Raw genomic sequence first — 14,275 nt, 5'->3', positions numbered from 1 at the left:
TTGAGTCCCCAAACTGTCAGTTCCTATGCGTGGCTGCCCTTGTCAATGGAAGTTCCGACTTTTCACTTTGAGCGTGTCGATATGCAAGTCTGGAATGTAGATATCCCTGACTTTGGGTATAGGCGCCCGATCGCGTGAATCCGGACTACCAGGCGATCCATGAGCGAACTCGTCGCCCCTGCCCGTCGGCAATTTGAAATCGACATGGCGATCGGCCAAACCCGTTAGATCGCTGGAAAGGTCAAACAGCTGCTGGGCGACTAGGTGAACCACGTCGCCTTCCCGCTGTATCCTGCCGTTGATCGCCATCATCGATGACCCCAATACCACCTGACGCCTCTTCTCAAATAGCGACGGCCAGACGACCACATTCGCTGGCCCGGTCTCGTCTTCGATCGTGATGAACATGACGCCCTTGGCGCTCCCAGGCTTCTGCCGGACGAGCACAAGCCCTGCCGTCATCAGCCAGCGACCGTCGCAGGCATTCATGGCATCCGAACAAGTCACGATGTTCCGTTTTTCGAGGTCGTGTCTCAGGAAGCTGATCGGGTGGCCACGGAGTGTCAGCCCGACATGGCCGTAGTCCTGGATGACGTTGTGGCCGTCGGTCATTTGCCGTAGGTGGACCTCCGGCTCCTGTTGCTCGGCGATGACTGCAGCTTCGCGCTCAGCGGCCGCCGCAAACAACGGCAAGGGTTCATCGCGTAGCGCCTTGATCGCCCACAGCGCGTCACGCCGCTCCAGTTCAAGGGAGGACAGGAAGGCGTCGGCCTCGGCCAACTGGACGAGCGCCTCCGTTGGGACGTTGGATCGCCGCCAGGCGTCGTCGACGCTTTCAAACACGCGGTTCATGCGCGCCGCAATAATGCGCGCGGCGTCGGCGACGGCCAACCCTTTCACCATTCGCATCCCAAGCCGGACGGCATGCCGCCCGGTGTCGCCGATCTCCTCGAGAGTGCAGTCCCACCGGGATCGGTTGATGCAGACGGGCCGGACTTCCACGCAGTGGTTTCGGGCGTCTCCGACGATCTGGGCAGGCGCGTAGAAACCCATCGGCTGGGAGTTCAAAAGCGCAGCGCAGAAGACGTCCGGGAAGTGACACTTCACGTAGTTGGACGCGTAGGCAATAAGGGCGAAAGAGGCGGCGTGGCTTTCCGGGAAACCGTAACTTCCGAAGCCCTCCAGCTGACTGAATGTTTTCTCAGCGAATTCAGCGGAATATCCGTTTGTGATCATACCGGACACGAGCTTGTCCTTGAACCGGGAGACGCCACCTGTGAACTTGAACGTCGCCATCGACTTGCGGAGTTGATCCGCCTCACCCCCACTGAAGCCGGCGCAGACCATGGCAACTTTCATGGCGCTTTCCTGGAACAGCGGGACGCCAAGCGTTTTGCCGAGGACGGCCTCTAGTTCCGGCGTCGGATACTCGATCTTCTCTTTCCCCTCTCGCCTGCGCAGATAAGGATGCACCATATCCCCCTGAATGGGACCCGGGCGGACAATCGCCACCTGGATGACGAGGTCGTAGAATGTCTGCGGCTTCAGTCGTGGCAACATCGCCATTTGTGCGCGGCTTTCGACCTGGAAGGTTCCAAGTGTGTCGGCTTTGCGGATCATCGCGTAGGTCGCAGGGTCTTCCTGCGGTATCGAGGCAAGATCGAGCGGCTCATGTTTGTGGTCGCGGATAAGATCGAACGCCTTCTGCATGCAGGTCAGCATGCCAAGTGCCAAGACGTCCACCTTCATGAACTTGAGAGCTTCGACGTCATCCTTGTCCCACTCGATGATCTGGCGATCGGCCATGCTCGCGGGTTCGATGGGGACGAGGTCATCGAGGCGGTCATGTGTCAGGACGAAACCGCCCGGGTGCTGGCCGAGGTGGCGCGGCGCTCCCATCAGCTGCTGGGCCAGCTTCAACGTCAGTGCCAGACGACGGTCTGCGGGGTTCAAACCTTGTGTCTTCAGTCGGTCATCGCTGATCAGTTCCTCGGACCAGTGCCACATCCCCGACGACAAGGCTTTGATGATGTCCTCCGGTAGACCCAGAGCCTTGCCGACATCCCGGATCGCGCCCCGGGCGCGGTATCGGGTGACCGTCGAGCAGAGGGCGGCCTTCTCCTTGCCGTAGGTTTTGTAAATCCACTGGATGACCTGCTCGCGCCGTTCGTGCTCGAAGTCGACATCGATGTCAGGCGGCTCGTCGCGCTCCTTTGAAACGAAGCGCTCAAAGAGGAGATCATTGGTTTCCGGGTCGATGCTGGTGATCCCGAGGATATAGCAGATAGCCGAGTTTGCCGCCGATCCGCGCCCCTGACACAGGATACCTTGGCTTCTGGCGAACTTGACGATGCTGAACACGGTCAGGAAGTACGGCGCGTAGCGCATCTCCTTGATGAGATCGAGCTCGTGCCGGATAGAACGCAAAACCTTCCGTGGGAGGCCTTCGGGATATCGCTGCGGGATGTATTCCCGTACGTAATGCTCAAGGGATTGCTGGGCATCCATGCCGGGCACAATCGCCTCCTCAGGATACTGGTATGTCAGCTCCTCCAGCGAGAATTTGCAGCGCTCGACGATATCCATCGTGCGTTCAAGTGCATCTGGATAGCGCTGGAACAGCCGCTCCATTTCTTGCGGTGGCTTGAGGTAGCGGTCAGCATGCCGTTCGCGCTCGAAGCCGACCTCATCGATCGTGGTGTTGTTGCGAATGCAGGTGACGATATCCTGCAATTGTCGTCGTCCCGGTTCGTGGAAGAGGACGTCGTTGGTGACAACAGTGCGCACACGATGCCTGGCCGCCAGATTGGAAATCTCATGTAGCCGCAGCTGGTCGTTCGGCCGCCGGCGCAGCGCGAGCGAGACATAGGCACGATTACCGAAGATCTCGGCCATCTTCCGGAGTTGGACGGCACAGGTTTCATCCGGGAGATCGGGGACGAGGACCGCGATGAGACCCTCTGCGTAGGCCCCGACGTCATCGAGGTGGAGAATGCAGTTGTCCTTCCCTCCCCGGCTCTTTCCAAGCGTGATCAGCCTCGTCAGGCGGGAGTACGCAGCTCTGTCCATTGGGTAAACGAGCATCGACATGCCGTCGTGAAGATCGAGGCGGCAACCGACGACAAGTCTGATGCCGGTGGCACGGGACGCTTCAAGCGCGCGGACGATGCCAGCAAGTGAGTTCCGGTCCACGACGCCCAAGGCTTCGATGCCCAATTGCTTGGCGGTGGCAAACAGCTCGTCTGCCGAGGATGCCCCCCGTAAGAAACTGAAGTGGGTCGTGACCTGAAGCTCGGCGTAGCTCATGCGAATATCCCGTGCACGAACCACTCGCGCGAGCCGGTGGCAGGGTCAACGCCGTCGCCGCGCCGGAAAATCCATAGGCGCTCGCCGCCCTCGCCTTCGATGACGAAGTAATCCCGAACGGCGTAGAATTCACCGTCGCGCCGCCACCACTCTCCAAATACCCGTTCAGGACCGTCAGCGCGGATGACCTTCATCTTTCGTCCGCGCCATGTGATGCTCGCAGGCGGATAGTCCGGCATGAGCGCAATCGCTTCGATCCGGTCGGGTTGTGCCAGCAGTCGGACCGGCCGAGGCCAGTGATGCACCCAGGTCTCGTCCGAGATTGCGGCTGCCGCCGCGATCCGCGCCACACTTCGCTCGGGAACGTCGGAGGCAACAGGAGCGACGCGATAGACCCGCTGGCCGCGATTGCCGAAGATGTCAATCAGCGGCGTGATATCGGGCGTCTCCTCCTCGACCAGTGCGGAGACCTTTTGAAACTCTTCGAAAGGTTCTGCCCTGACGGCCACCAGGGTCAGCTTCTCAATTCCGAAACCCGGCTCGATTGTCTCAGTGCGGTCGCGAAAGAGCTTCTTCAGCCAAACGACATCACGCGACGGCTTTGCCGTTCCGGAACGAACGGCTTGGCGAGTGCCGTCGATCTTTTCGATAATCAGGTCGGCGCGGCGAACACCAAGGCCATGGCGCTGAAGTTCAGCCACCAGGCGGATGATCAAATAGCCGACGTATTTGTCGATCGTCTCGGCGGCCCCGATGGGCTCGGCAAACACACGGCTGACCTCGATCAGCTCAGCGGCTCGGATAGGCTCGATTGGCTCTGCGATGCGTCCGAACATCTGGTCGAGCCGGCGGCCGATCTCAGGACCGAAACGAAGGGCGAGCGGCGCACGAGGTGTTGCCGACAGCTCTCCGATCGTCTTGAAGCCAAGCGTGTGAAGGTCGCCGATGACCTTGGACGAGAGCCGCAGCATTGAGAGCGGCAGCTTCTCGACGGCACGTACGGTCTCGCCCACTGGTACGATCACGCTCTCCTGCCGAGTTGCCCGGGCGCAGGCGTGTGCCGCCCCCCACGTGTCGGCAATAGCAACGCGGGCCGACAGCTTTTTGGCGCGGAAACGGTTGGCGATCCCGGAGACCATCAACGGCTCCCCGCCCTGAAGATGATCGGCCCCCTCGGTGTCCATGATGATCCCGTCAGGGGCATCGACAGCGACGAGCGGCGAATACTGGCCCAAGGCCCAGAGGGTGATCCGTTCGAGTGCCGCTGCATCGGCCACCGGATCGGCGTCGACCAGCATCAACCCATGAAAGATCGCCTGGGCCTTGGCAGCAGGCATACCGACACGGACGCCCGATTTCCTGGCTGCAGCATCGGCGCCCGATACCCACCTTTTCGACCCACTGCGGGCGATCACGGCGATGGCCTGCTCAACGGGAATAGAAGGATCGGATCGCCTGATCCTGTCCGTCGCCAGCTCCGGAAGATAGATTGATACGACCCTTGGCATCACACGCTCCTACGAAATACTCAGCGCACTCGCCCGCTTTCACTCTTATAAGCTCTAACCGCCACTGTGCTCGACCGACGCCTTGCACAGGAAGCTCCTCGCTCGGAGTGACACTCACCCGCCACCGCGTGGCCGAAGCCGTCGGCTGGCCGAAGTCCCTGGCTTCTGTCTGTCGCCGCCAGCGCCTGACGATCAGCCCCATGGTTCCAGACTTCTCCGCGGCAAGCTGAAGGCGACGCGACTTGGTCATCGGCAACCGCACCAGCTCGCCGACCACGGCACCCAGACCGCCATAGCCCAGGGCCTCCTCCATGTTGGCGATGACGTCGTCCTCGCTGGCGGACTCGACAAAAACGACCCGCTTCGGATGGAGGCCCGCCTGCGCCAGCGCAGGGAAAAACAGGTCCGGTCTTGCAAGGCACCAGACAATCTGGCCCGTGGTGCGGGCAGCAATGCCAGCTACGAAAAGTGCCGCCGCTGCGCCGTCGACAGTTCCCGCGCCGCCGCCGGCAAATTCATGCAGAGCGCCATAGGCCAAGCCTCCGCCTGGCAGGCGATCATCGATGTCGGGTATGTCGAAGGGTAGGACCCGCTTCGGACGCGAAGATGGACCTTCGAGATGCTGAATGCGTTCCCGAAGCTCGGAGATCACGAGATTTGCGGCACCGTGCGCCAAAATTGACCTCTGTCAAAAGCGGGTTTCCATTCTGCACAAAAGCAAGTATGTTCCTTGTTTGTTCCTGATCGGCATTTGAGTCAATCGTCATGTTTGGGCAGATACTCGTGGTCCAACATTCGTCCACAGCGGCTCGACGCGCGATCAGGAAGCAAAATCAATGCGGTAGAAAGAGCTCGTCCACAGATAGGCAAAATGACAAAGATAAGAAAAAATTCCTTTAAAGATGGGATTATTCTCCGGCAGGTTCGATGCAAGGTTCTCATTGTCGCATGCCGGGCATGTGGTCGCAGCGACGAGATGAATCGCAAGGCAGTTGTGCAGCGGCATGGCGCGGCAATCCCGATACGTAACTTGCGTCGCCGGCTGGCATTGGGATGCGAGAGAATGAATGCCGCCGACGGGATAGACCGGTGCCAGCTCGATGTGGCGGCGAAGCCGGAAACCAGGGAGGCTTGATGCGAGCCGGTGGTGGATGGCGCATGATGTGGAATGAGTGATGAGTGCCGAACCGGACAGCCCCGCACCAGAGCGAGTGCGCAAGATCATTCACGTTGACATGGATGCCTTCTATGCATCTGTAGAACAGCGCGACAATCCCGAACTTCGCGGAAAGCCGATCGCCGTTGGTGGCGCTGAGGCCCGCGGCGTCGTCGCAGCCGCAAGCTATGAGGCACGCGCGTTCGGCGTGCGTTCGGCAATGCCATCCGTGACGGCCAAGCGAAAATGCCCGGATCTGATTTTCGTCAAGCCGCGATTTGACGTCTACAAGTCGGTCTCCCTCGATATCAGGGCGATCTTTTCCGAGTACACGCCGCTGGTCGAGCCACTGTCACTGGATGAGGCTTATCTCGACGTCACCGAAAATTTCAAGGGAATAGAGATCGCAACCGAGATCGCGCTCGAAATCCGTGAAAAGATCAAGGCGGTGACAGGGCTCAATGCGTCAGCCGGCATTTCCTACAACAAATTCCTGGCTAAGATGGCGAGCGACCTCAACAAGCCAAACGGACAGGCAGTTATCACGCCGAAGAATGGTCCGGGATTTGTGGCAGCGCTGCCAGTGAAGAAGTTCCACGGCGTCGGACCGGCGACAGCCGAGAAAATGCTGCGCCTCGGCATTGAGACCGGTGCAGATCTTAGAGGCAAGGATCTTGCGTTTCTCGTCAGTCATTTCGGAAAATCAGGACCCTACTACTACGGGATTGCCCGCGGCATCGACGACCGCCAGGTCAAGCCTGATCGGGTTCGCAAATCTGTGGGCGCCGAGGACACGTTCGCGTCCGATATTCATGCCTATGGCCCGGCGATGGATGGCATGATGCCGCTCATTGCCAAAGTCTGGCGCTATTGCGAAGCAAACAGCATTGCCGCAAAGACCGTAACGCTCAAGGTCAAATATTCCGACTTCGCGCAGATCACGCGCTCCCGAACGCTGGCAAAAGGATTAAGTTCGGAAGGCGCGATCGAAGACGGCATCCGCCTTCTGCTCGAAGGAGTCTTTCCGGTGTCAAAAGGCATCCGGCTTCTCGGCGTGACGCTCTCGTCCCTGGAGCCTAGGACGCAGCCGTGCACCGAACAACTCTCGCTGACCTGGTAGATCCTTGCATAGTAAGCCACAAGTCTCATTCGGCGACAGATGGCGCGGCCTTGCGGACTTGCTGCTTCGAAGGAGTTCCGTGCTTGACTGAGGTAACGATTTTATTGGCAGGTGCAGCCGCATCGGCTACCGTCTAGGAAATCGGAGGCGGGGATCGATGTGTACGCTCTATCGCATGGAAGACAAGGACTGGGTTACGAAATGGGCTCAGGACGCCGAGAGCCTGATTAACCCGATGCCCGCCTACCAGATCTATACCGACCAGCTTGCGCCAGTCATCAGGAACGTGGCTGACGGTCGCAGGCAGGTCGCAAATTGCCGTTGGGGCCTTCCAGCGCCTTTCTACGTGCAAAAAGCAGCGGCGGAGGCGCGTGCTGCAAAAGCCAGGGCAAAGGGTCTAACTGTCGACATGGAGGAGTTGATCCGCATGGAGCCAGACCGCGGGACACCAAACGTGCGCAAATTGAATCTGCCGCATTGGAAGCGATGGTTCGGTATCGAACACCGGTGCCTGGTGCCGGTAACGTCATTTGCCGAACCCGATCCAAAAAGCAAGACTGGCAAAGAGGCGACACCCAACGCATGGTTTTCTGCCGCTCCCGAAAAGCCGCTGATGTTTTTTGCTGGACTGTGGGTGGCGCAATGGAAAAGTGTCAGAAAGGTCAAAGACGGTCTGACAACTGATGATCTTTTTGGCTTCCTGACCACGGATCCCAATAACGCCGTCCGGCCCGTGCACGAGAAAGCGATGCCTGTGCTCCTGCGCACACGCGAGGAAACTGAACTGTGGATGACGGCACCCTGGGACGAAGCAAAGGTGCTCGCCCGCCCACTGCCGGACGATGCCATCATGATCACTTCGCGTGAGCCCTACCAATACAGCATCGTCTCGAAAACGGGTGAGCGACTTGCCGAGCCAGCTCTACCGTAAAAATCGTGGCCCAGTCGCACGCGAAATCCGGCATCGGGGAAATTCGGACCTGACACTTTGGCGGGCAAGCGTGCAGTGTATCGCTGGCCCCGCTTACGACATCCATTCCTCCACGCTGATCCCGCCATTAGCGGCAATGCCGGTGCAGAGGAAATGAGAAAGCCTGTCATGGCGAATGACGGCGGCGCTGAGCCTGCCCGTCCGGTAGGCGGCGGTGTCGAGCGCAATGCGATTTTGGTAGATTTCGGGCCACAGAGAGTTCGTGATGGTGTGGCCATGCACGACGATATGGTCGAACTGCTCGACGTGATCGAGAAATCCCGCACGGATCCATCGCAAGTCGTAATCGGTCTGTGCGGCGAGAGGGACGCCGGGGCGCACACCTGCATGCACAAAGCAGAAGCTGCCGGCAACCTCATGGGTCACCGCGCCGTTCAGGAGGCCGATATGATGTGGAAAGCGCTCGCGTATCTCGGTTGCAATCCCAGTAAAATTAGGTACCGGCTGGCGTGAATAAGCGCTGACGGTCGCAACGCCGCCCCAATCCATCCAATTGGTTGCATCGTCCTCAGCGAGCTCGTCGCGTAGCAGCGAGCGCAGGTAATGATCATGGTTTCCCAATACGAGCCGCGAGCCGGGATAGCGATCAAGAGCGGAAGAAACGAGATCAAGAACCTCTGGGCTGCGCGGACCCCGGTCGATGAGATCGCCAAGAAACATGATGACGGGCTGCGAGCTACCAGCGCGCTGAATGGCGGCGATATGGCCGAGGAGCGCCTCAAGAAGATCGGCGCGTCCGTGAATGTCGCCGATTGCGTAAATATCGGACAATGAAGACTGGCTCCTGATTGTGATTTTCTGGCGGTAGGTCGCGCTCGATTGGGATGGATAAGAATTTTTCACCGGAGCCGACCTGCTCCGGTTACCTTGCGGGTGGGCGTCAGCGCAAGCACTTCTTGGGGCGATGACCCTTGCAGCCGATGGATTGGTGTCTGCTGCATTTTACCGCGTTCGGTGGGCGATGATCCCGACGCCAATTGCAATCTCTGATCGGTCGGCTATCGAGATCATCGACTTTCCCGGTGTATAGAGGTCACGGTACCCCATCGTGGCACTCTTGCAAGGTCCCGGCGATCCTCTCCGCCGAGGGTTTTTCCGGAGCCGGCCCACGGATCAGGCCTTGGTTGCCGCCTTAGGCTTGCCGAGCAGATCCTGCGCAAATGCCTCAACAAGGCCGTAGGGCGCGTCTTCGGCAAACATCAGCTGGACCAGTTCTGCGGCTTCGATCGCAGCCGAATGGCTGCGCGGGAAGAGTTGCTGTTCGTAGCAAGCAAGTGCCGTCTCGATATCGCCAGGGCTGGCTGCAATGCTTTTGCCAAGCTCGGCGCCATCGAGCATGGCGAGATTGGCCCCTTCACCGGACGGGATCATCAGATGGGCCGCATCACCAAGCAAGGTGACGCCTGAAACCCGTTCCCATCGGTGGTCTTGCGGAAGCGTATGAAGGACGCGCGCGACCAGGTTACGCTCGCAATCGGTGATCAGGGCGGTCAGTTCTGGCGCCCAGCCTTTAAACTCCGCTGCGATCCTGGTCTTCGCGCTGGGGGGATCGGAGAAGTCAATGGCATCGATCCAATGCTTCGGCCGATTTAACGCGACATAGGCATGGAGCACGGCATTGGGTTCCCGGTGTGCCATGATTCCCTTGCCGGGCGCGAGACCAAACATCGAGCCGCCGCCAACGGCCGCTGCAGTTGCGGGGTGGCGAGTGTCTGCGTCGTGAAGCCAGGTTTCAACAAACGTCGTTCCCGAATACGCGGGCTTGGCGCCCGAGACGAGGGAGCGAACTTTCGACCACGCGCCGTCGGCGCCAACCAGCAGGTCGGCCACGGCAGTCGAACCGTTCTCAAACGAAAGAAAATGCCTTCCTCTCCCGAGACGTTCGGCGGTCCTCAGTTTATGTCCCCATAATACCGTGCCGGGCGGAAGAGAATCCAGAAGGATCCGCCGCAGTTCGCCACGCTGAACTTCAGGACGGCCGCCAGTGCCATCGTCAGGATTGTCCATCAGGACGTTGCCGTGCATGTCGAGCGCGCGCGACTGCTGCCCTCCAGGATGCACAAGGGCCAGAAACTGTTTATAGAGGTCGGCGTCGCGCAACGCCAGCTGGCCGTTGAAATCGTGGATGTCGAGCATCCCGCCCTGAGGCCGGGCATCGCGATCGGCATCCGCTTCATAGACGGTTGCGGCAATGCCGTGGATATGGAGGACGCGGGCAAGCGTGAGGCCGCCTAGCCCTGCGCCGATAATTGAAACGTTCACGAACAATCTCCTTGAATGGAATGTCATTCCATAGTTGGAATGCCATTCCATTCGTGTCAATATCAACTATGAAAAAAGACAGCAGACGACGGTCCGATTCGCTGACGAGGCAACGCATTATCGAGGCGGCGATAGAGCTGCTTGACATCGCCGGCACACGCGGCCTGACCTTCCCGGCGCTGGCCGCACACCTCAACACCGGGGCCGGAGCGATATATTATCATGTTGCCCACAAGGCCGATCTCCTGATCGCGGCCTGCGACGCAGCTGTCGAAGCCGTCTTGGCGCCGACCTGCGGAGCATCGCCGTTTTTGGAAATCCGTGAAGTTTCGCTCGCTCTCTTCGATGAGGTCGATAAAAGGCCCTGGATAGCTACGGCCCTTGCCCAGGCACCAGGATCGATGCCATCGATCCGGATCCTCGAACGGTTCGGGCAGCAGATCCGAAAGATGGGGATTGATCCGGCGGTTGAGTGGTCGGTCGTGGCCGCCCTATTGAACTATGTTCTGGGTGTTGGGGGGCAGAATGCTGCCAATGCCGAGATGGCCCGCGACCTCGGCCTCGATCGAGAATTATTCCTCCGCGCAATGGCAAAGGACTGGTCTAACCTCAATGCCGCTGCGTTTCCGTTCACCCGCAGTATGGCGGCTCATCTGCCGGCACACGATGATAGGGCAGATTTCCTGACCGGGCTCGATCTCATCCTGGCGGGTATTAGTGAGCTTGCGACATGGCAGGGACCAGACGGCAGATCACACCTTTAACAACGGCTCATCGGCGTTGGGCCCTCCTCCAAATCTGTGCCTGCCCTAGTTCTTGATTGCACGACCACTTTCGCGCCACCAAATGCCAGACCGGAGTTTGCAGATGGAATTGAACCGCGTTGAATGGAGCCATCCGAAGACAGCGACTGCCTACAGCCTGGAACACCACAATTTCGAGTTCTCGCTACGCCGGAACAAGGGCGGCAAGAATCTGGAGACGCTGCAGTTCGGCACAGACGACAATTTCGAAAGCGCTCCCTTCCCTATCAACGAGAAGTCGGTGTTGGATTACTTCCATGCCCACGAAGAACGGCTGAAGGCACTGTTCACCTTTTCCTTCAAAACCGACGAGGCGTTCCAAGATCGGGCAAATGACTGGGGAAGCGAATTTCCCGAAGCCGAGATTTTCGTCATCTGGGCCGATTCAAATATGGCCGCGTCTCGCTGGGTGGCGGTCGGTTTCGAAAAGGCCGAAGACGCGGAGGTCTTCAAGCACAAATATGTCGACCACCCAGCCAATGCCGAGTTCGAATACAAGAGCACGATGAGCAAGAATGAATGACCTGGCAGGCGTTCTCTGCGGGCATCAGCCCCGATTGAGTGCGCGGCCGAGTGCATTCTGGACCGCGATGTCCTGCGTCGCGATGGCATCCATCAACAAACGCATCCGTTCGCGCAGACTGTGGAGCTGGTCGACAAGATCAATGACCACGTCGATGCCTGCATCATTGACCCCCATGCTTCCGATCAGGTCTAGAATCAAGCGACCCCTTGCCACGTCGGCATCCTCGTAGGAAAAAGCGTCGGGAGATCCAACCGGGATGATCCATCGCTCCTCGACCCACATCTGAAGGGTTGACGTTTCAATCCTCAGGGTACGGCAATATTCAAGCTCGTCCATCGCCTCCTCCTATGTACGCCGCGGATCATGTGACTTGCCCGCTTCCCAGTTGGTCATGAATTCGTTCAACTCTGCGTCCGGCGTGCCCTGCAACACGATCTTCAGGACGACGTATTGATCGCCATGGCCACCATGCTTGTTTGGAAAACCCTTGCCCTTGAGACGAAGCGTCTTGCCGGTGCTGGAATTTGGTGGAACCGAAAGGAACACCGCGCCGGACAGGGTCGGGACCTCCACCTTTGCGCCGAGAACCGCCTCGCGGATTGAAATAGGGACTTCGGTCCTGACGTCATCGCCCTCAAGGGAGAACTGCCTGTCAGGCAGAACGTGGATTTCGATGAGGGCGTCGCCGGCCGGTCCGTCATTATGGCCCGGTGCGCCTTTTCCACGAAGGCGCAGGATCTGGCCGTCCCGGACACCAGCCGGGATCTTGAGCTCCAGGGTCCCGCCTTCGGGAAGCGAAACCGTCCTCTTGCCACCGTTCGCCGCCTCGCGAAGACTGACCTCCAGTCGATACTGCAGGTCGCCACCTTGGTAAGACGCATTGCCCCTGCTCCTTGCTCCGGAAAAGAAGCTCGAAAAGATGTCGTCTCTGTCACCGAAATCGGCAAAACCGCCTGCATTATGATAACGGGCGCCGCTGGCCTGATCCGCAGCATAGTCACGATAGTAGCTCCGCTGTTGCTGCCCTGCGCCCGTCTCGTCGATCTCACCCCTGTCAAATTTGGCGCGCTTGTCTTCGTCACCCAAGATTGCGTAGGCGGCTGACGCTGCCTTGAATTTCTCCTCCGATGCAGCGTCTCCAGGATTGAGGTCTGGATGCAGTTTCTTGGCAAGCTTGCGGTATGCGGTCTGAATTTCCTTCTGCGATGCGCCTTTTGCCACACCCAGTGTTTCGTAGGGGTTCGCCATGAGTATCCCGCCATGCACCTTTGTTACATAAGAGATAGTGCTGGCGACTTTGCCTGCAAGAACCTTGCGGCGTAACACCAGGGGGCTGTCAGGGCGTGCATGAAACGGCTTACATAACGACGGGTGCGCGACCATCGCAGTTGATCTGCACATGGATCGCCAGGTTTCCCGCACCTCTTGCCCGGTTGGCGCTCAATTGCTGTTGGCTGTCCGGATTACCTTGATCCGGTTGGCCGTGTGAAAGCCGTGCCGGCGACGCGAGCCTAACGAGTGAACGCTCTTGAGGGCGGTTCAGCAAGCGTGATGCGGTTGCCGTCTGGATCGGAAATCTGTGCAATCCGGCCATAGTCACCCTGGGCTTCACCCACAAGCTGCACACCGATCTTCCGAAGGGCATTTCTGGCATCGGCCATATCAGGCACGACTATCGTCAATCGGCCGGAACCGGCCGTATCACGATCCTCGAATACCTGAATGTTCGCTCCGGCAACATCGCGCCATTGGATCAATCGCGCCATCGGGCGATCRTCGGCTTCCCGACCGAATAGATAGCTGTAAAATTCTTCTGCCTTCTTGATGTCGGTGGTCGCGAGTGCGGCGTAGACCCCTTGGATTTGCATCTGCCTAGCTCCGCTCGAATCCATTCACTCCTGAAATGATCGAACGCCGCGAAGCGTTCCATTTGCCATGAGAGGGCAGCGTTGCGCCTTGATTTCACGGTCGCGGTCTCCTGATTGCCCGAACCACGGATTGCGTTCCGCCACCGGCAAAGAAGCGATCCTTCCCGTCAGATTCCAAGCCGGAAACGCCGATCCCTTCGGGCATCTCGAGGCGTACCAGAACCTCGCCTGTCCCCGGATCAATACGGCGTACATCGCTGACGTCGCCTTCCCACGTCCCATGCCACAGTTCACCGTCGACCCAGGTGACGCCGGTCACGACCCGATCGGATTCGATGGTCCGCTTGATGGCGCCGGTATCCGGATCGATCTCATGGATTTTGCGGCCGCGATGCTGGCCGACCCAAAGGCTGCCCTCACACCAGGCGAGCCCGGAATCGCCACCGTTTCCGGGCGCCGGAATGGTCGACAGGACCGTGCCGGTCTGAGGATCGATTTTGACGATCCGATCCTCGGCGATCTGGTAGAGAGAGCGGCCGTCGAATGCGGTCCCTGCATGCGATGCAACATGGATCGTGCTTACCTCGCTACCCGTTTCCGGATCCAGCGCATGGAGCTTCTCGCCGGAAGCGAACCAGATATGCTGCCCGTCGAAGGTCACGCCGTTGACCCTTTGGGCACTATCGAAAGGACCGTATTCACGGATGATCTCGGCTGCGGATCGCTTCATGCCTA

Annotated in this window: 14 protein-coding genes; 4 read left to right on the top strand and 10 right to left on the bottom strand. The window is 59.2% G+C overall.

Annotation, left to right across the window (positions count from 1 at the left end):
- Positions 1-42 precede the first annotated feature (42 nt).
- The 4 genes from AC1DIJ_RS28350 to AC1DIJ_RS28335 all read right to left on the bottom strand — a co-directional run bounded on the left by AC1DIJ_RS28350 (position 43) and on the right by AC1DIJ_RS28335 (position 5,820).
- A complete protein-coding gene (locus AC1DIJ_RS28350) occupies positions 43-3,306 on the bottom strand; it encodes an error-prone DNA polymerase (protein WP_112386548.1) in 3,264 nt (1,087 codons plus the stop codon).
- Positions 3,303-4,814 carry a Y-family DNA polymerase gene (locus AC1DIJ_RS28345; RefSeq protein WP_112386549.1) on the bottom strand — a complete coding sequence of 504 codons (1,512 nt, stop codon included), beginning with the start codon at positions 4,812-4,814 and terminating at the stop codon, positions 3,303-3,305. The genes AC1DIJ_RS28350 and AC1DIJ_RS28345 overlap by 4 nt, the downstream gene beginning before the upstream one ends.
- Positions 4,735-5,490 carry an ImuA family protein gene (locus AC1DIJ_RS28340; RefSeq protein ID WP_112386550.1) on the bottom strand — a complete coding sequence of 252 codons (756 nt, stop codon included), beginning with the start codon at positions 5,488-5,490 and terminating at the stop codon, positions 4,735-4,737. Before AC1DIJ_RS28340 ends, AC1DIJ_RS28345 begins: the two co-directional genes overlap by 80 nt.
- A gap of 144 nt (positions 5,491-5,634) precedes the next feature.
- Complete coding sequence (locus tag AC1DIJ_RS28335) at positions 5,635-5,820, bottom strand: hypothetical protein (RefSeq protein WP_112386551.1); 186 nt, start codon at positions 5,818-5,820, stop codon at positions 5,635-5,637.
- Between the two features lie 169 nt (positions 5,821-5,989).
- On the opposite strand from AC1DIJ_RS28335, the gene dinB reads away from it, so the two are divergent.
- Both dinB and AC1DIJ_RS28325 read left to right on the top strand, forming a co-directional pair.
- A complete protein-coding gene (gene dinB, locus AC1DIJ_RS28330) occupies positions 5,990-7,090 on the top strand; it encodes a DNA polymerase IV (RefSeq protein WP_112386552.1) in 1,101 nt (366 codons plus the stop codon).
- Positions 7,091-7,247: 157 nt separating this feature from the next.
- Positions 7,248-8,021: an SOS response-associated peptidase gene (locus AC1DIJ_RS28325; RefSeq protein ID WP_112386553.1), complete on the top strand. Its 774-nt coding sequence runs from the start codon at positions 7,248-7,250 to the stop codon at positions 8,019-8,021.
- A gap of 93 nt (positions 8,022-8,114) precedes the next feature.
- Here AC1DIJ_RS28325 and AC1DIJ_RS28320 read toward each other — a convergent pair whose 3' ends face one another.
- Together AC1DIJ_RS28320 and AC1DIJ_RS28315 are read right to left on the bottom strand one after the other, a co-directional pair.
- A complete protein-coding gene (locus tag AC1DIJ_RS28320) occupies positions 8,115-8,852 on the bottom strand; it encodes a metallophosphoesterase (protein ID WP_477831719.1) in 738 nt (245 codons plus the stop codon).
- Positions 8,853-9,194: 342 nt separating this feature from the next.
- Positions 9,195-10,394, bottom strand: a complete 1,200-nt coding sequence (locus tag AC1DIJ_RS28315; protein WP_112386554.1) for an FAD-dependent oxidoreductase — start codon at positions 10,392-10,394, stop codon at positions 9,195-9,197.
- A gap of 17 nt (positions 10,395-10,411) precedes the next feature.
- Here AC1DIJ_RS28315 and AC1DIJ_RS28310 point away from each other — a divergent pair, with 17 nt between their 5' ends.
- Both AC1DIJ_RS28310 and AC1DIJ_RS28305 read left to right on the top strand, forming a co-directional pair.
- Entirely contained in the window at positions 10,412-11,107 is a 696-nt protein-coding gene (locus AC1DIJ_RS28310; RefSeq protein ID WP_112386555.1) for a helix-turn-helix domain-containing protein, read from the top strand.
- Positions 11,108-11,210: 103 nt separating this feature from the next.
- Positions 11,211-11,669 carry a hypothetical protein gene (locus AC1DIJ_RS28305; RefSeq protein ID WP_112386556.1) on the top strand — a complete coding sequence of 153 codons (459 nt, stop codon included), beginning with the start codon at positions 11,211-11,213 and terminating at the stop codon, positions 11,667-11,669.
- Between the two features lie 24 nt (positions 11,670-11,693).
- Here AC1DIJ_RS28305 and AC1DIJ_RS28300 read toward each other — a convergent pair whose 3' ends face one another.
- From AC1DIJ_RS28300 to AC1DIJ_RS28285, 4 genes are all read right to left on the bottom strand, one after another.
- Positions 11,694-12,008 (bottom strand): chaperone modulator CbpM, encoded by a 315-nt coding sequence (locus AC1DIJ_RS28300; protein ID WP_112386557.1) that lies wholly within the window; start codon positions 12,006-12,008, stop codon positions 11,694-11,696.
- Positions 12,009-12,017: 9 nt separating this feature from the next.
- Positions 12,018-12,920, bottom strand: a complete 903-nt coding sequence (locus tag AC1DIJ_RS28295) for a DnaJ C-terminal domain-containing protein (RefSeq protein ID WP_112386558.1) — start codon at positions 12,918-12,920, stop codon at positions 12,018-12,020.
- A gap of 263 nt (positions 12,921-13,183) precedes the next feature.
- Positions 13,184-13,540, bottom strand: coding sequence for a VOC family protein (locus AC1DIJ_RS28290; RefSeq protein WP_112386559.1), 357 nt, complete (start codon positions 13,538-13,540; stop codon positions 13,184-13,186).
- Between the two features lie 94 nt (positions 13,541-13,634).
- Complete coding sequence (locus tag AC1DIJ_RS28285; protein WP_112386560.1) at positions 13,635-14,270, bottom strand: outer membrane protein assembly factor BamB family protein; 636 nt, start codon at positions 14,268-14,270, stop codon at positions 13,635-13,637.
- Positions 14,271-14,275 lie beyond the last annotated feature (5 nt).

The organism is Rhizobium sp. 10N427 (genome assembly GCF_056394605.1).
The sequence above is the reverse complement of the archived record's forward strand: the minus strand, read 5'-3'. Positions and strand labels throughout refer to the sequence as shown.